Source organism: Bacillus sp. jun7, assembly GCF_051034795.1.
Lineage (GTDB): Bacteria > Bacillota > Bacilli > Bacillales > Bacillaceae > Bacillus > Bacillus velezensis.
The window spans coordinates 1,797,240-1,812,500 of sequence record NZ_CP093219.1; the positions used below are offsets into that span (position 1 = coordinate 1,797,240).

A 15,261-nucleotide genomic window follows, 5' to 3' on the forward strand; every position below is an offset into this window, starting at 1 on the left:
TTTTTCGTTGATTTCCATTATTCTATCCACAGATTTCGGATAACATGATAACATCATATATAACCTTAATTAAACCGCACACTAGCTAAGCATGCGGCATTGACTAGCAGGTGGCTAGAGCTGCTATCTTTAAGATATGAAGTCTTAATGACAGATTGCTCTTTATCATTTCCTGTTTCAAATAAGAATGCAACCCATTTATCACCTTATTTACAATGAATTTTCATGTGTTACCCTAGACCTCATTAGGTTCTCATAAAACTGTCAGACAATATTCTCCTGTAGTATAAAGGTTCGTTTACGTCTGTTGTTCAGTTGTTTTGTCAGTAGATGTGTTTTTGACTCTCTTTATAGAAAAGAGAAATCCTAAAGCAATAGCAGCTCCGACACAACTAAATAAGCAGCCAAGAAATAAATAAATTGTTGGTTTCGAATCTCCAATACAAACTGATGCTATTCCACCTACTGCTGGAAAAAGTGCAACCATGTAACTGCTTATTGCTGCCCCAATTCTTTCGATTAATTTTAGGTAGAAAAACCACGCAAAAAAAGAAGCTATTACTGTTAGATAAATAAGGGAGCTCAGATAGGATACCGATATAGGTAAAGTAAACTTCAGTCCCTGAAACAAACATATTATAAGAAGGAGTAAAGAAGCTACGATAAACCCAACACTGTTAGCGTATAAAGGATTAATTCTATTTCTGGCATTTACTGCTGAGCTTGCGTCTCCTATTGCTGTCAGTATTGTGCCCAACAGTGCTATCCCTATCCCCTTTAAATTATCCAAGCTCAAGCTCTCTGTAAGAAGAGGATAAATTAATATACACACACCAGTAATTCCTATTAAACCACCAATTAAAATACGAGGATGAAGGCGATCTCCTATGAAAACACGTAGAGCAACTGGAGTTAAAACAGTTTTTAGGGAGTATATTAAAGTCACTAAGGCAGCAGTACTCCAAATAGTTGCATAATATAAAAATAAGTAACTAAGGGCGAAGTTACATATCCCGAAAGTGACAAGAGGCCCTATATCTTTAAAGGATGGGCGTCCTTTTGGGCGTACTATTAAAGTAAGTATCACAAACATAATTGCAGATCCAATAATACGGTAAGTTAATGACACTGCCGGACTGACAGGAGCACCTTGTATTTTGACTGCAATGAAGTTCAATCCCCATGCTAAGAGGCAAAATACATACATGAATGGGATCATATTTGCAATAATCCTTTTTCCGTAAGAGGGATATCAAAATAATCAAAAGTTTCAACTAATGCGTTTGTTAGTTGTAGTAACTGCTCCTCTGAATGATTCGGTGTTACATTTACTCTAAAACGTTCTGTCCCTACGGGTACAGTCGGAGAGTTTATTGGTTGTAAATAGATAAGATGTTTCTCTAATAATCTTTTCGCCGCATCCTTACATTTTTTCGCGTTACCAATTAGAACCGGAAGGATATGTGTTTCACTGCAATCCAAAACTGGGATACCAGCCTCAGCAAGAAAATTTCTCAATAGTTTTGTTTTGTTATGTAGTTCATTTCTCTCTTTGTCAGAGGTTTTTAAATGTTCAATACTTGCATAACAAGCAGCCACAACACCTGGTGGTAAAGAAGTGGTGAATATGAAACCTGTAGCAAATGACCGGATAGCATCAATAAGTACATTTGTCCCAGTGACGTAACCTCCAATTATACCAATTGCTTTAGCCATAGTACCTTGAATAAAATCTATACGATTTGCTACTCCTAAAGAAGCTGCCATTCCAGCCCCACGGGGACCATACATACCAATTGCATGTACTTCGTCAAGAAAGGTTAGCGCATTATATTTTTCAGCAAGATCTGCAATTTTTTCAATTGGGGAGATATCTCCATCCATTGAATACACAGATTCAAAAATAATAATTTTTGGTCGCTCATACGGTTGAGCAGTTAATAATGACTCTAAGTGTTCTACATCATTATGTTTAAAAATTTGACAATCTGCCTTTGTACTACGTATTCCATTAATAATTGAAGCATGATTAAGTTCATCCGAAAAAACAATACAATCTGGTAATAATCGCAACAAACATTGTAAAGTAGCATCATTTGAACTATAGCCAGTTGGAAATACAAGTGCGGCTTCCTTACCATGCCAATCTGCTAATGAAGACTCAAGTAAAGAATAGTGATAATGTGTACCCCCAATGTTTCTAGATCCTCCTGATCCTGCACCATATAATCTAATTGCCTTATGCATAGCTTCAGTAACAAGGGGATGCTGCGACATACCTAAATAGTCATTGCTACACCAAACCACTACAGAGTTTTTATCTTCTTTCCCATTTAATATAGCTGATGGATATTGTCCATTAATTCTGTTAATTGTTAAAAACTCCCGGTATTGACCACTTTCTTTTAAGGAATTTATTTTCTTGTTAAAGATTTCTGTATACATTTTTTCCTCCTTAATCCTTCACAATCGTTTATTAAAAAAAGGACTTTGTTTTCATGCTATTGTGATGCTCAATTTTCCAAAGTAGATACATAATAACCAATTAAAGTTTATTTCCTGTTAATTTTTTCTCCAACGAATCCCTCTCCTTTCTAAAATTTTGACTCAGATAAAACATAACATAAAATTTCAAAAATGTCATAAAAATCATTGGATATTAATGTTAAAATACCAATTAAAAAACTCCATACACTGGTTCTATATACTGAACATTATTTTATTGCAGCTTATTAGCTACTAATACATATCTCATGTCAAAGGAGTTTTATTTATCAAATATTGATTCAGAGAATGAACGCATTAGCGGTTATAGAAAAAACACTTTTTCAAAAAATGAAATAATTATTTATTCAATTAATCACTTTAACTGTTTAACATACGTTTTAAAATTTAATACAGCAATGGATTCCAAAAGAGACCTTTAAGTTGAGATGCGTTATCAAATGTTGTTGATATGTACCCAACAAAAGTGAAATGCACTCTGTGATTTCTTGATATAAAAACTCAAAAGAGCTAAGTAATGATTCAATTTTTGAAAATTCTCATATTCCTTAGCTGCTTCACCGAGACAAAACTGGTTTGTTTGACCTTAGGAGGATATAAACAATATGTAAAACAAAACCACTCCTGTAATTCCCTAATAAAAGCTTTATCCAAACTCAATTTCCTCCACTTGTTGAAAATCCACCTCCATTTTTATATAAAATTCATGGAGCAGAATTGTGCCGGAATAACCTTGTTATGTAGTGCTATCAAGCAATGCTGAATACATCACGAAATAATAAAAAAATTGTCAAATCCATAAAACTAACTAATCTTTGCTCCTGAATCAAGATCCTTTTTCAATAAGACATCGCGAGTTCAAGAAAACACCATCTAAAAACAGAAGGGTTACACTACGTTCATAATGTCCATACTCACATATTATAGTTTGCTGAAGCTAGTGTGACATCACTTCAAATTATGGACTGCTTGGGCATACAGAAACTGAAACCACTATACAGTTTATTTACGTATTACAAAAGAAAAAATAGAGGTTTCTCAAAAGTTTGCTAAACTAATGAGAAACCTCCATTTATTAAAAGTTTTAGGAACCTTTACGGCACCTAAATTATTTTCTGCTTACAAACCCTTGTTATATCAAGGGTTTTCGCCGTTTAATTACATCATGCCGCCCATACCGCCCATGCCGCCCATGTCAGGCATTCCTGCGCCGCCGGCGTTTTCTTCCGGTTTGTCAGCGACAACGGCTTCAGTTGTTAAGAGCATTGCTGCTACAGAAGCTGCGTTTTGCAGGGCTGAACGTGTAACTTTTGTCGGGTCAACGATACCTTTTTCGATCATGTTTACCCATTCGCCGGTTGCAGCGTTGAAGCCTACGCCGATTTTTTCGTTTTTCAGGCGCTCAACGATGACAGATCCTTCAAGACCTGCATTGTGTGCGATTTGACGGATCGGCTCTTCAAGTGCGCGAAGCACGATGTTGATACCTGTTTGCGCATCGCCTTCAGCTTCCACTGCAGCGACTTTGTTGTATACGTTGACTAGCGCTGTACCACCGCCGGATACGATGCCTTCTTCAACTGCTGCGCGAGTTGAGTTGAGGGCGTCTTCGATGCGAAGTTTACGCTCTTTCAGCTCAGTTTCAGTCGCAGCGCCGACTTTGATGACAGCTACGCCGCCGGCAAGTTTCGCAAGACGCTCTTGTAATTTTTCTCTGTCGAATTCAGAAGTTGTTTCTTCCACTTGAGCGCGGATTTGGTTGACGCGTGCAGCGATTTTTTCAGTGTCGCCGGCGCCTTCTACGATTGTTGTGTTTTCTTTCGTTACCACAACTTTAGAAGCGCGTCCCAATTGTCCGATTTCAGTAGATTTCAGGTCAAGGCCTAAGTCTTCTGTGATTACTTCTCCGCCTGTAAGAACAGAGATGTCTTCGAGCATTGCTTTACGGCGGTCACCGAAGCCAGGAGCTTTAACGGCAACAGCGTTGAATGTGCCGCGAAGTTTGTTGACAACGAGTGTAGCAAGAGCTTCCCCTTCAACATCTTCAGCGATCAGAAGCAATGGTTTGCCTTGCTGTACAACTTGCTCAAGCACAGGAAGGATTTCTTGGATGTTTGTGATTTTTTTGTCTGTGATTAAGATGTAAGGATTATCAAGAACCGCTTCCATCTTATCAGAGTCAGTCACCATGTAAGGAGACGCATATCCGCGATCGAATTGCATACCTTCCACAACTTCAAGCTCAGTTGTGAAGCCTTTAGACTCTTCGATTGTGATGACGCCGTCGTTTCCTACGCGCTCCATTGCTTCAGCGATAAGGCTTCCGACTTCCTCATCAGCAGCAGAGATCGCAGCAACCTGAGCGATAGACTCTTTGCCTTCGATCGGCTTAGAAATTTCTTTTAAGTTTTCGATTGCAACGGTTACGGCTTGTTCCATACCTTTACGCACGCCGACAGGGTTTGCTCCTGCAGTTACGTTTTTCAGGCCTTCACGGATCATAGCCTGCGCAAGAACTGTTGCAGTTGTTGTACCGTCACCGGCAACGTCGTTTGTTTTGCTGGCTACTTCAGCTACAAGCTTCGCACCCATGTTTTCAAACGCGTCTTCAAGTTCAATTTCTTTTGCGATTGTCACACCGTCATTTGTAATTAACGGAGAACCGAATTTTTTCTCCAGAACCACGTTGCGTCCTTTTGGCCCTAAAGTTACTTTTACAGCGTCAGCAAGCGCATCGACACCGCGAAGCATAGCGCGGCGTGCTTCTTCACTAAACTTAATATCTTTTGCCATGTTAACGAAACCTCCTCGAATTTTTAAAAGTATTTATTTGCTTAGCCGATAACAGCTAAAATGTCGCTTTCACGTAAGATTAAGTATTCAGTACCTTCGTATTTCACTTCAGTACCGGCGTATTTTGAGAAGATAATGCGGTCGCCCTCTTTTACTTCTAAAGCAACGCGCTCTCCGCTTTCCAACACGCGACCTGAACCGGCTGCCACGATTTTGCCTTCTTGCGGCTTTTCTTTTGCAGAATCCGGTAATACGATTCCGCTGGCAGTTTTTTCTTCAGATTCTACGAGTTCAATGACAACGCGATCACCTAATGGCTTTAACAATGTAATAACCTCCTCAATAGTATGAATATGTAATTTTAGCACTCAGCTCTAAAGAGTGCTAACACAATTATTATAATAAAGAATCTCACTTCCAATTTCAAGTCATAAGAATAAAAAATTTTCACGCTTACATCATTCTCTCTTACACCGATTTTCTCCTTTTTTCACGTCTGGTTCACTTGTGTTACAATAAGAACAAATAGTTGATTTTATAGGATAAAGGAGTACATATCATTTGAGAAAACAGTATTGGTATATCATTTTGACATACGTTATCATGCAGCTTTCCGCATTGATCGGCATTCCTTTAATGTACAAATTCGGCTATGCGGGCGGGCATCCTACGAATGCGAATCTCACCATGGCTCAAGGGATTTATTCCGTCGTAAGCTTTTTTATCTGCCTGATTATCGTTCTCTTGATTTTGAGAACCGCGCCGAAGCAGACATTAAGAAACGGGAAGAAAGCATCCGCCGGCATGTCCGTTCTCTGGGCGGTCGCGGGAATATGGCTCGCTTTATTTTCTCAAGGTATCGCCGGAATGATTGAGCAGTATGTCTTTCACGTGAACAGCGGTTCCGAAAACACGAAAGCCATTCTCAACATTATTAAAGCCATGCCGCTCATGATTATCGTTTCTTCTATCGTCGGGCCGATTCTTGAAGAAATCATTTTCCGGAAGATCATCTTCGGTGTATTATATGAAAAAACGAATTTCTTTTTCGCCGGACTGATCAGTTCCGTCATTTTCGGCATTGTGCATCAGGACCTCACACACCTGCTGCTGTATACGGCCATGGGCTTTACCTTTGCGTTCTTGTATGTGCAGACGAAACGGATTATTGTGCCGATATTCGCCCATGTCATGATGAATACCATTGTCGTGGTCATGCAGCTCGGCCCCGCCCAAAAATATATTGAACAGCATAGTGAACAAATGCAATTAATTATTGGAGGATTGTTTGTATGAGGAACCCAATGACTTGGGGCTTGATTTATTTCGCAGTCGGCTGTATCTTTACGTATTTGGCCGCAAGCTCGCCGGGAAGCATGTGGTCTTTTTATTCCATACTGCTGATGGTTTTCGCCGCTTATAATATCAGCATCTCGTTTAAAATGTTCGCTTTCTCATTTAAAGTGAAGAAAAATCAAAAATAAAGAAAAGCCATTTCTCATCATGGAGAAATGGCTTTTTTTATGCTGATACGTCCTGGTCGGATTCGCTGCTGCCGGTCTGCCTTTTCCGGTACGCCGCTTTTGAGATCAGGATACTGATCTCATATAAAATGCAAAGCGGAATGGTAATCATCAAGTGAGACAGCAGCTCAGGCGGCGCAATCATCGCGGCGATCACAAGCAGCACAAAATACGCATACTTCCTGATCTTCGATAAAAACATCGGCGTGATAACACCGAGTCTCGTTAAAAACATGATCAGCACCGGCATCTGAAACAGCAGCCCGAACGGAATCGTCAGCTGCAGCAGAAAATGAAAGTATTCGGTGATCCCGATCACCTGGTTGACATCCAGGTCATTCGAGACCCGCTTCATAAAATCAACGACCAGCGGAAATAAAATATAATAAGAAAACGACACACCGCCGACAAACAGCACGATCGAAATCGGAATATAGCTGAGTGTTACTTTGCGCTCCTTCTCATACAGACCCGGACTGACAAACGCCCAAATCTGATAGAGAATAATCGGCGAAGTCAAAATGATGCCGATGATAAACGCGAACTGCAAAAAGATAAACAGCGGATCCGTCAGGTTAAAAGCATTAAGGGTGAGCTCTTTTACTTCATCGGCTTTTTGAAGATACACAATGATAGGTTTTGCCAGAAAAAAGCCGGCAATAAAGAAAACCGTAAAGGATAACGCCACAATCAGCAATCGTTTCCGAAGTTCGGCAATATGCTCCACAAGCGTCATTTGATTCACTCTCATACGCGTCATCCTATCTTACTGTTCTTCTTTCTTTTTTTCCTCTTCTTCACCGGCTAATCCCTTAGTAGCGTTCTTAAATTCACGAAGCGTGTCCCCCGCCGCTTTTCCTAATTCGGGAAGCTTCTTCGGACCGAAAATAATCACCGCCACCACACCGATAACCGCCAGGCTTCCAGGACCGATCATGTGCAGCTCCTCCTTTCGCTATTCAATTTCTTCCAAAACAGAATAATGCTTTAAGAAATAAACCAATGATTGAAGCTCTACTGCTAAATCTATATGATGAATTCGAATGTGATCCGGCACATTCAAACGGGCCGGCGTAAAGTTAAGGATTCCCTTGATTCCGAGCGACACAAGCCGATCGGTGATTGACTGGGCGGCAACCGCCGGAACGGTAAGAATCGCCACGGGTTCATCCTTTATGTGAAGCTCTAAATCATTAAGATCAAAGACAGGCACACCGCCTACCTCAGTTCCTATTTTACTCTGATTTACATCAAAAGCCATAGATATTTTTGTGTTATTATTTTTTGTGAAATTATAGTGAAGAAACGCCGTCCCTAAATTCCCGACACCGATCAAAATGACGTTCGTCGTTTCATCCTGATCCAGTGTTTTTCTGAAAAATGACAGCAGGTAATCCACATTATAGCCGTATCCTTTTTTGCCGAGCGCCCCGAAATAGGAAAAATCCCGGCGGATCGTGGCCGAATCGACTTTTACCGCGTCGCTCAGTTCAGCTGATGAAACGCGCTGCTTTCCTGACGCGTGTAAATTCTTTAAAAAGCGATAATAAAGCGGCAGCCGTTTTGCCGTCGCCTGTGGAATTTTTGATTGATCCTTGTTCATGATTGGTCCTCCACTTTATACTCAGATGCATCTCTTTTAAAATCACCGTTTTTGCCTCCTGTTTTTTCCATGAGGCAGGTCGGGCCGATGACCATTCCTTTATCCAGCGCCTTGCACATGTCATACACGGTCAAAGCGCAGACTGAAGCGGAAGTTAGCGCTTCCATTTCCACACCTGTACTCCCTTTCGTTTTTACGCTTGCCTGTATATGAAGAACGGCTTCGGAATCCTTTTCCTCCCAGCCGAATGAAATGTCGACGCTGCTTAAAGAAAGCGGGTGGCACATCGGGATAATCGCCGACGTCTGCTTTGCGGCCATAATTCCCGCCACCTGTGCGACAGCCAGCACGTCACCTTTTCCGATCTCGCGGTTTTTGATTCTGCTGTACACGTCATGCTTCATGTGTACGCTGGATATCGCAGCGGCAGTACGGACTGTTGAAGATTTATCGCTTATATCCACCATGCGGGCACGGCCTTCTTCATTAAAATGAGAAAATCCATTCATATTTAAACTCTCCTTACTTCTGATCATACACTATTTTCTCCCTGATGTCTTATCCTATAATGTTCCAATTCTGATGTATTGTTTGCTGACAGCAGGTTGATAAGCTACACTTAACTTATTATAACAGAGGTGAAATAATATGATGATCTTACAAATTAATCAGCTATCCAAATCTTTTGGCGCTGATCCTATTTTAAACAATATAAAGCTTGAAGTCAGATCTCGGGATCGCATCGCCATAGTAGGCAGAAACGGAGCCGGCAAATCAACTCTCCTTAAAATTATCGCAGGTCACCTTTCATATGAAAAGGGTGAATTAATCAAACCGAAAGAATTAACGATGGGATATCTTGCCCAGCACACTGGCTTGGAATCCCAGCTTACCATAAAAGAAGAACTGCTGAGCGTTTTTGATTTCCTGAAAGCAATGGAAAAAGAGATGCGCTCTATTGAAGAAAAGATGGCCACGGCCGCCCCGGCGGAGCTTGAGACGCTGATGAAAACCTATGACAGGCTTCAGCAGGATTTCAAGGATAAAGGCGGCTATCAATATGAAGCGGACGTCCGATCTATCCTTCACGGACTCGGCTTCGGAAAATTTGACGATTCCGTGAAAGTGCAAAGCCTGAGCGGCGGTCAGAAAACAAGGCTTGCGCTCGGAAAACTGCTGCTGACCCAGCCTGATCTGCTTATTCTGGATGAACCGACGAACCATCTCGACATCGATACGCTTACATGGCTTGAGCATTATTTACAGGGATATTCAGGCGCAATCCTGATCGTTTCCCACGACAGATACTTTCTTGATAAAGTCGTCAGCCAAGTGTACGAGGTCTCACGGACAGAAAGCAAAAAATACCTCGGCAACTACAGCGCCTATTTAGAACAAAAAGCCGAGCAGTATGAGAAAGACCTGAAGCTGTATGAAAAACAGCAGGACGAAATCGCCAAGCTTCAAGATTTTGTCGACCGCAATCTGGCCAGAGCTTCTACAACGAAAAGAGCCCAAAGCAGACGAAAACAGCTTGAACGGATGGACGTCATGGCAAAGCCGCTCGGGGATGAAAAATCAGCCGCCTTCCGTTTTGACATTACCAAACAGAGCGGAAACGACGTCCTGCGCGTACAGGATGTTTCCATCAGCTATGACGGCCAGCCGCCGCTCTTGAAAAACCTGACCTTCGGCATTACAAGAGGCGAAAGCGCCGCCCTCGTCGGACCGAACGGAATCGGCAAATCAACCTTGCTGAAAACGATTATGAATACAATCAGTCCGGAATCCGGGTCGATCACGTACGGTTCCAACGTCACAATCGGCTATTACGATCAGGAGCAGGCTGAACTGACATCGTCCAAACGCGTGCTGGACGAGCTGTGGGATGAATATCCGGACATGCCGGAAAAAGAAATCAGAACATGCCTCGGCAACTTTCTGTTCAGCGGAGACGATGTCCTGAAACCGGTCCGTTCGTTAAGCGGCGGGGAGAAAGCAAGAGTCGCGCTTGCCAAGCTGATGCTTCAAAAAGCAAACTTTCTCATCCTTGATGAGCCGACAAACCACCTTGACCTGGATAGTAAAGAGGTGCTGGAAAACGCCCTGATCGACTACCCGGGAACACTGTTATTTGTATCGCATGACCGCTACTTTATTAACAGGATCGCCACAAGAGTGCTGGAGCTGTCACCTGATCATGCAGAAGAATATTTGGGTGACTATGACTATTACACCGAGAAAAAAGCCCAGCAGCTGGAACTGGAAGAAATGAAACGGCAGGAAAAAGAGCAGGCTCAGCCTGCCGGCAAGGTCAAACAGGATACGAAAAGAACTTACGAGGAAGAAAAAGAATGGAAGAAGAAAGAACGGCAGCGCCTGAGACGCATTGAAGAAATCGAAGCGGCCGTCTCATCCGCCGAAGAGAAAATCAGTGCCAATGAGGAGCTGCTGTGCGACCCTGACGTGTATCAGGATCATGAAAAAGTACAGACCATTCACGCGGAGAATGAAGCCCTGAATCAAGAGCTCGAAAACTTATTAGCAGAATGGGAGGAACTCTCCTCAGAAGAATAGAAAAAGTCAAGCACCTCTTTAAGGGGTGCTTTTTTATCCACAGCTATCCTCCTTGTCAGCCATTTAAGTAAGCGTTTTATACACACTATCCACAAAATTTTCTGACTTTATCCACTTTACTAACAACTTTCAGTCCCTTATCCAGACTGGATTTCTGAATATATTCACAATCCTGTGGATATGTTAGAATTATCTGTTAATAAGTAAAAAAAGCCTCACGTTTTACAACGTGAGACGATCAAAGGATGTTAATTCCAAACCGGGCTGTCCGTTCATATCATATGAGCCCCGGATCCCCTTTTCAAAAGCAACGGTTCCGGCAGCCGCAATCATCGCTGCATTGTCCGTGCATAAAGAAAGCGGCGGGATGATAAGCTCGGGATCTCCCGAATGGCTGAATTCCTGCTGCAGTGCGGCTCTCAGCCCTTTGTTAGCGGCTACGCCCCCTGCAAGCAGCACTTGTTTAACCCCGTATTCTTTCGCGGCCTTAGAGGTTTTTGCCGTCAGTACATCAATGACACTCTGCTGAAAGCTTGCGGCAAGATCCTCCGGAGGAATCACCTCATTTTTTTGCGAGGCGTTATGAAGCGTGTTAATCACGGCTGATTTCAGGCCGCTGAAGCTGAAATTGTAAGACCCTTCTTCCAGCCACGCACGCGGAAGCGGAATGGAATCCGTTCCCGCAGCAGCCAGCTTATCAATCTGCGGCCCTCCCGGATAAGGAAGCCCCATCGTTCTTGCCACTTTGTCGTAAGCTTCGCCTGCGGCATCATCCAGCGTTTCACCGATAACCTCGAATGAACCGTGCTCTTTCATATAAACCAATTCCGTATGTCCGCCTGACACAACCAAAGCAATCGCCGGGAACTGAAGCTCTCCTATCAGCCTGTTTGCATAAATATGACCCGCAATGTGATGGACGCCGACTAACGGTATTTGATGGGCAAAACTTAACGCCTTTGCCGCATTGACTCCGATTAACAGGGCTCCGACAAGTCCGGGTCCTTCCGTTACAGCAATCGCATCAAGATCATCAAAGCCCATCTCCGCTTTTGAAAGAGCTTCCTCAATCACAAGGGTAATCTGCTCCACATGATGTCTGGACGCTATTTCAGGCACGACTCCGCCGAAACGTTTATGGCTTTCAATTTGAGAAGCGACAACGTTTGAAATGATGTCTTTTCCGTTTTTCACGACTGAGGCCGCAGTTTCATCACAGCTTGTTTCGATTCCTAATACATAAATATCTTGTTTTTCACTCATGTAATGTCACCCACATTAATAACGCGTCTTCCCCGTTATCTGTATAGTATTGTTTTCTGATTCCTCCGGCCTGAAGACCGAATTTCTTATATAAGGATTGGGCGGGATGATTTGAGACCCTGACTTCGAGAGAGAGCCTTCTTGCCTTTTTTTCTCTGCACAATTCTATCGCAGAGCGAAACAGCGCTTCTCCCAACGATTGGCCCCGATATTCCGGCTTAATGGCTATGTTCGTAATCTGCGCGTCATCTATAATAATCCAGATTCCGCAATACCCCGCCAGACAGCCGTCCTTTTCAATGACAAGGTAGTGGGCATACGGATTTTCCAAAAGCTCATGATAAAATGAATCCTTCGTCCATGGAGAAGTAAAGGATGCTGTTTCAATTTCATAAATTTGATCAATATCTTCCGGCCGCATGCTTCGAATCGCCGTTTTCGTTTTCATCCCTATCACCCTATTTTTGAGATTCCATCCATTTCGCTTCAGCCTCTGCCAGACGCAAATAATCCGGAACAAGGCTGTGGACATCCGTTTCTTCTTTTTCCAAGCCTAAAAACGCCAGCTCTGACGGCCGCGGATTATGCTGTGCAGCCGTTCCTATCACTGCTTGAGATGTCATTTCATGCAGAATGGTTTCTTCATGAATGGCTGTATCGTGCCCTAAAAATAAAACCGGAGACGCTTTTTCTTTCAGCATGCAGAGCCAATCAGTCAAAAGGACATTCTGATCAGGAAGAACGGATTGTAATCGGCCGTCCTGATATTCATAAAGTCCCGTATATACCTGTCCGCGCCGGGCATCAAATAACGGGCAGATCAGTCCTTGAAAGTGCCGTCCGTTAGCCGCCAGCACCTCCAGGCTCGAGACAGCGGAAACCGGAAGCTTCAGCGACCATGCCAATGTTTTTGCCAGCGTCACACCGATTCTGACACCTGTGTACGATCCCGGTCCTTTCGCCACCGCTATTTTCGTAAGGTCCTGCGGTGTCAGGCCGCAATCCTTCAGCAATGAATTGACAGCAGGCATCGCCCGCACGGAATGATTCTTTTTTAAATATGTAATATACTCCGCCATCACCGTTTTCTCTCGAACGAGCGCGGCACCCAGCGTGTAATTTGACGTATCAATTGCCAGTATTGTCATGTTTATTTATCTCCTCACAAAGCGTTTCATACCGTGTTCCGAAAGCCGTAAAGGTAATGTCCCTTGCCTCATCACCGGCTCTCTTGATGACGATCTGCAGCCGTTCAGCAGGCAGCTGATCCTGAATTAAATGAGCCCATTCAATTAAACAGACGCCTTGTCCCTCAAAATATTCTTCAAGCCCTAAGTCTTCGCTTTCATCCTCCATACGATACACATCCATATGATATAGAGGAATCGAACCGTCATGGTATTCTTTTATAATTGTAAAAGTCGGACTGTTTACCACTCTCGTGATTCCCAGTCCTTCGGCAAAACCCTTTGTAAAAGTCGTTTTTCCCGCGCCTAAGTCGCCTTCCAGTGTCAAAATGTCTCCCGGCTTTGCCAAAGAAGCGGCAAGCTTGGCTACGGCTTTCGTTTCTTCGGGGTTTTTCGTTCTCCATTGTAATGTCTTCAAAGTGAGTCACCCGTCTTATTTAAAATGATTGTATCCTTTTTTCTCAAGGACGATTTGTCTCTGATCATTGGCTGTCAAAAGAACACATGCTTCCTTCCGTTCAGATACCGCCCCTATCTTCGCAATCGGAATGCCCGATTGAGTGCAGTAATCAAGCAGAGAGGTCCACTCTTGCTGAGAAACCGTTCCAACCAATTCAAAATCTTCACCGCCGAATAACACCCATTTCTTCCACTCAGAATCTGCCTCAGGCAAATCCGGATGCACCGGCAGAAGTTGTTCTTCAATTTCTATCGTAACTGAACTTGCCGCAGCTATTTCATGCAGCTCACTGGCCAATCCGTCACTGATATCATTCAGAGCCGCGCGCTGAAGCTGAGAGCAGAAGCGGCCGACTTGAACTCTCGGAACGGGCCGTTTATGTTTTCGGATAAAATAATCACTCGTGTGAAAAGCAGAAGGAAGTGTTTCTCCCAACAAAAGAGACAGTCCTGCTGCGGACGAGCCGATATCCCCCGTAACAAACACAACATCTCCGGGTCTTGCCGAGCTTCGCAGACAAGCGCAATCCTTCTCAACTTCACCGATGACAGTAACGGTAATTACGGCTTGACCGGAAGCGGAGACGGTATCTCCCCCGATCAAATCCATTTGATATAGTTTCGCCAGTTCCGCCATTCCTTCATACATTACCTGGACGTCAGCTTTCTGCCAGCAAGAAGGAACCGCTAGAGACACCAAATAAAACTTCGGAATGCCTCCCATCGCCGCCACGTCACTAATGTTAACAGCAAGCGCCTTATAACCGATATCATGAGGAGAGGAATACTCTAATTTAAAATGGACATTCTCCACCATTGTATCAAGGCAGACAATTTGCTGCATATGGGGTGACGCTGTATAAACCGCACCATCATCACCAATCCCTACATCGACGGAAGGATGATAATGCGAATGCGGCGTAATACTGTGAATCAACTCAAACTCATCCATATATCTCCCGTCTCCCTTTCTGACGCTCTTGTGAAATACAGCTCTTTCTAGTGTATCGGATTATGTTTCAATATCCAAGACTTTAACGATATAAAAGAAAGCTTGGTTAGATACCAAGCTGCCAGCATTTAAAAGAAAACACAAAAAAAAACGAAAACATGATCGTTTCGTTTACAATAAAAATGGCGGTCCGGACGGGACTCGAACCCGCGACCTCCTGCGTGACAGGCAGGCATTCTAACCAACTGAACTACCGGACCATTTAATTTTTGGTTGCGGGGGCAGGATTTGAACCTGCGACCTTCGGGTTATGAGCCCGACGAGCTACCGAACTGCTCCACCCCGCGATGATAAAATTTTAGAAAAGCTTGGCGGCGTCCTACTCTCACAGGGGGAAAC

Annotated in this window: 16 protein-coding genes, 2 tRNA genes and 1 rRNA gene (1 of these 19 cut by a window edge); 3 read left to right on the forward strand and 16 right to left on the reverse strand. The window is 43.3% G+C overall.

Annotation, left to right across the window (positions count from 1 at the left end; all coding sequences use genetic code 11):
• Positions 1-298 precede the first annotated feature (298 nt).
• From MJQ52_RS08430 to groES, 4 genes are all read right to left on the reverse strand, one after another.
• Positions 299-1,219: a DMT family transporter gene (locus MJQ52_RS08430; protein ID WP_017418989.1), complete on the reverse strand. Its 921-nt coding sequence runs from the start codon at positions 1,217-1,219 to the stop codon at positions 299-301.
• The gene (hemA, locus tag MJQ52_RS08435) at positions 1,216-2,445 is read right to left on the reverse strand and encodes a 5-aminolevulinate synthase (RefSeq protein WP_017418988.1); all 1,230 of its coding nucleotides are present in this window, start codon (positions 2,443-2,445) and stop codon (positions 1,216-1,218) included. The genes MJQ52_RS08430 and hemA overlap by 4 nt, the downstream gene beginning before the upstream one ends.
• A gap of 1,218 nt (positions 2,446-3,663) precedes the next feature.
• Positions 3,664-5,298 (reverse strand): chaperonin GroEL, encoded by a 1,635-nt coding sequence (gene groL, locus MJQ52_RS08440; RefSeq protein ID WP_003155941.1) that lies wholly within the window; start codon positions 5,296-5,298, stop codon positions 3,664-3,666.
• 41 nt (positions 5,299-5,339) lie between these two features.
• Positions 5,340-5,624, reverse strand: a complete 285-nt coding sequence (gene groES, locus MJQ52_RS08445; RefSeq protein WP_003155970.1) for a co-chaperone GroES — start codon at positions 5,622-5,624, stop codon at positions 5,340-5,342.
• Positions 5,625-5,859: 235 nt separating this feature from the next.
• Between groES and MJQ52_RS08450 the strand changes: the two genes are divergently transcribed.
• Both MJQ52_RS08450 and MJQ52_RS08455 read left to right on the forward strand, forming a co-directional pair.
• Entirely contained in the window at positions 5,860-6,594 is a 735-nt protein-coding gene (locus MJQ52_RS08450) for a CPBP family intramembrane glutamic endopeptidase (RefSeq protein WP_060963432.1), read from the forward strand.
• Entirely contained in the window at positions 6,591-6,782 is a 192-nt protein-coding gene (locus tag MJQ52_RS08455; RefSeq protein ID WP_003155975.1) for a YdiK family protein, read from the forward strand. Before MJQ52_RS08450 ends, MJQ52_RS08455 begins: the two co-directional genes overlap by 4 nt.
• Positions 6,783-6,819: 37 nt before the next feature.
• On the opposite strand, the gene tatC is transcribed toward MJQ52_RS08455, so the two are convergent.
• From tatC to moaC, 4 genes are read right to left on the reverse strand one after another with little or no spacing between them, the layout of a single operon-like run.
• Positions 6,820-7,581 carry a twin-arginine translocase subunit TatC gene (gene tatC, locus MJQ52_RS08460; protein WP_095284668.1) on the reverse strand — a complete coding sequence of 254 codons (762 nt, stop codon included), beginning with the start codon at positions 7,579-7,581 and terminating at the stop codon, positions 6,820-6,822.
• Between the two features lie 6 nt (positions 7,582-7,587).
• Positions 7,588-7,758: a twin-arginine translocase TatA/TatE family subunit gene (locus tag MJQ52_RS08465; protein WP_003155981.1), complete on the reverse strand. Its 171-nt coding sequence runs from the start codon at positions 7,756-7,758 to the stop codon at positions 7,588-7,590.
• 18 nt (positions 7,759-7,776) lie between these two features.
• The gene (locus MJQ52_RS08470; protein ID WP_003155984.1) at positions 7,777-8,424 is read right to left on the reverse strand and encodes a redox-sensing transcriptional repressor Rex; all 648 of its coding nucleotides are present in this window, start codon (positions 8,422-8,424) and stop codon (positions 7,777-7,779) included.
• Positions 8,421-8,933, reverse strand: a complete 513-nt coding sequence (moaC, locus tag MJQ52_RS08475; RefSeq protein WP_003155986.1) for a cyclic pyranopterin monophosphate synthase MoaC — start codon at positions 8,931-8,933, stop codon at positions 8,421-8,423. The genes MJQ52_RS08470 and moaC overlap by 4 nt, the downstream gene beginning before the upstream one ends.
• A gap of 139 nt (positions 8,934-9,072) precedes the next feature.
• Between moaC and MJQ52_RS08480 the strand changes: the two genes are divergently transcribed.
• A complete protein-coding gene (locus MJQ52_RS08480; protein WP_020953910.1) occupies positions 9,073-11,001 on the forward strand; it encodes an ABC-F family ATP-binding cassette domain-containing protein in 1,929 nt (642 codons plus the stop codon).
• Between the two features lie 222 nt (positions 11,002-11,223).
• On the opposite strand, the gene tsaD is transcribed toward MJQ52_RS08480, so the two are convergent.
• The 8 genes from tsaD to rrf form a co-directional block, all read right to left on the reverse strand.
• Positions 11,224-12,264 carry a tRNA (adenosine(37)-N6)-threonylcarbamoyltransferase complex transferase subunit TsaD gene (gene tsaD / locus MJQ52_RS08485; RefSeq protein WP_128575078.1) on the reverse strand — a complete coding sequence of 347 codons (1,041 nt, stop codon included), beginning with the start codon at positions 12,262-12,264 and terminating at the stop codon, positions 11,224-11,226.
• Positions 12,257-12,712 (reverse strand): ribosomal protein S18-alanine N-acetyltransferase, encoded by a 456-nt coding sequence (gene rimI / locus MJQ52_RS08490; RefSeq protein ID WP_003155993.1) that lies wholly within the window; start codon positions 12,710-12,712, stop codon positions 12,257-12,259. Before rimI ends, tsaD begins: the two co-directional genes overlap by 8 nt.
• A 10-nt stretch (positions 12,713-12,722) precedes the next feature.
• Positions 12,723-13,412: a tRNA (adenosine(37)-N6)-threonylcarbamoyltransferase complex dimerization subunit type 1 TsaB gene (gene tsaB / locus MJQ52_RS08495; RefSeq protein WP_191073279.1), complete on the reverse strand. Its 690-nt coding sequence runs from the start codon at positions 13,410-13,412 to the stop codon at positions 12,723-12,725.
• Positions 13,393-13,869, reverse strand: a complete 477-nt coding sequence (gene tsaE / locus MJQ52_RS08500; protein WP_070081450.1) for a tRNA (adenosine(37)-N6)-threonylcarbamoyltransferase complex ATPase subunit type 1 TsaE — start codon at positions 13,867-13,869, stop codon at positions 13,393-13,395. Before tsaE ends, tsaB begins: the two co-directional genes overlap by 20 nt.
• 15 nt (positions 13,870-13,884) lie before the next feature.
• The gene (gene thiL / locus MJQ52_RS08505; RefSeq protein WP_094247196.1) at positions 13,885-14,862 is read right to left on the reverse strand and encodes a thiamine-phosphate kinase; all 978 of its coding nucleotides are present in this window, start codon (positions 14,860-14,862) and stop codon (positions 13,885-13,887) included.
• Between the two features lie 183 nt (positions 14,863-15,045).
• Positions 15,046-15,122: transfer RNA gene (locus MJQ52_RS08510), tRNA-Asp, on the reverse strand.
• Positions 15,123-15,132: 10 nt separating this feature from the next.
• Positions 15,133-15,209: transfer RNA gene (locus MJQ52_RS08515), tRNA-Met, on the reverse strand.
• 19 nt (positions 15,210-15,228) lie between these two features.
• A 5S ribosomal RNA gene (rrf, locus tag MJQ52_RS08520) occupies positions 15,229-15,261 on the reverse strand; it runs 83 nt beyond the window's last position.

Excerpts from the sequence above, each read along its gene's own strand:
- MJQ52_RS08430 (WP_017418989.1), bottom strand. The coding sequence starts at position 1,219 with ATGATCCCATTCATGTATGTATTTTGCCTCTTAGCATGGGGATTGAAC.
- hemA (WP_017418988.1), bottom strand. The coding sequence starts at position 2,445 with ATGTATACAGAAATCTTTAACAAGAAAATAAATTCCTTAAAAGAAAGT.
- groL (WP_003155941.1), bottom strand. The coding sequence starts at position 5,298 with ATGGCAAAAGATATTAAGTTTAGTGAAGAAGCACGCCGCGCTATGCTT.
- MJQ52_RS08455 (WP_003155975.1), top strand. The coding sequence starts at position 6,591 with ATGAGGAACCCAATGACTTGGGGCTTGATTTATTTCGCAGTCGGCTGT.
- tatC (WP_095284668.1), bottom strand. The coding sequence starts at position 7,581 with ATGACGCGTATGAGAGTGAATCAAATGACGCTTGTGGAGCATATTGCC.
- MJQ52_RS08465 (WP_003155981.1), bottom strand. The coding sequence starts at position 7,758 with ATGATCGGTCCTGGAAGCCTGGCGGTTATCGGTGTGGTGGCGGTGATT.
- MJQ52_RS08470 (WP_003155984.1), bottom strand. The coding sequence starts at position 8,424 with ATGAACAAGGATCAATCAAAAATTCCACAGGCGACGGCAAAACGGCTG.
- moaC (WP_003155986.1), bottom strand. The coding sequence starts at position 8,933 with ATGAATGGATTTTCTCATTTTAATGAAGAAGGCCGTGCCCGCATGGTG.
- MJQ52_RS08480 (WP_020953910.1), top strand. The coding sequence starts at position 9,073 with ATGATGATCTTACAAATTAATCAGCTATCCAAATCTTTTGGCGCTGAT.
- tsaD (WP_128575078.1), bottom strand. The coding sequence starts at position 12,264 with ATGAGTGAAAAACAAGATATTTATGTATTAGGAATCGAAACAAGCTGT.
- rimI (WP_003155993.1), bottom strand. The coding sequence starts at position 12,712 with ATGAAAACGAAAACGGCGATTCGAAGCATGCGGCCGGAAGATATTGAT.
- tsaB (WP_191073279.1), bottom strand. The coding sequence starts at position 13,412 with ATGACAATACTGGCAATTGATACGTCAAATTACACGCTGGGTGCCGCG.
- thiL (WP_094247196.1), bottom strand. The coding sequence starts at position 14,862 with ATGGATGAGTTTGAGTTGATTCACAGTATTACGCCGCATTCGCATTAT.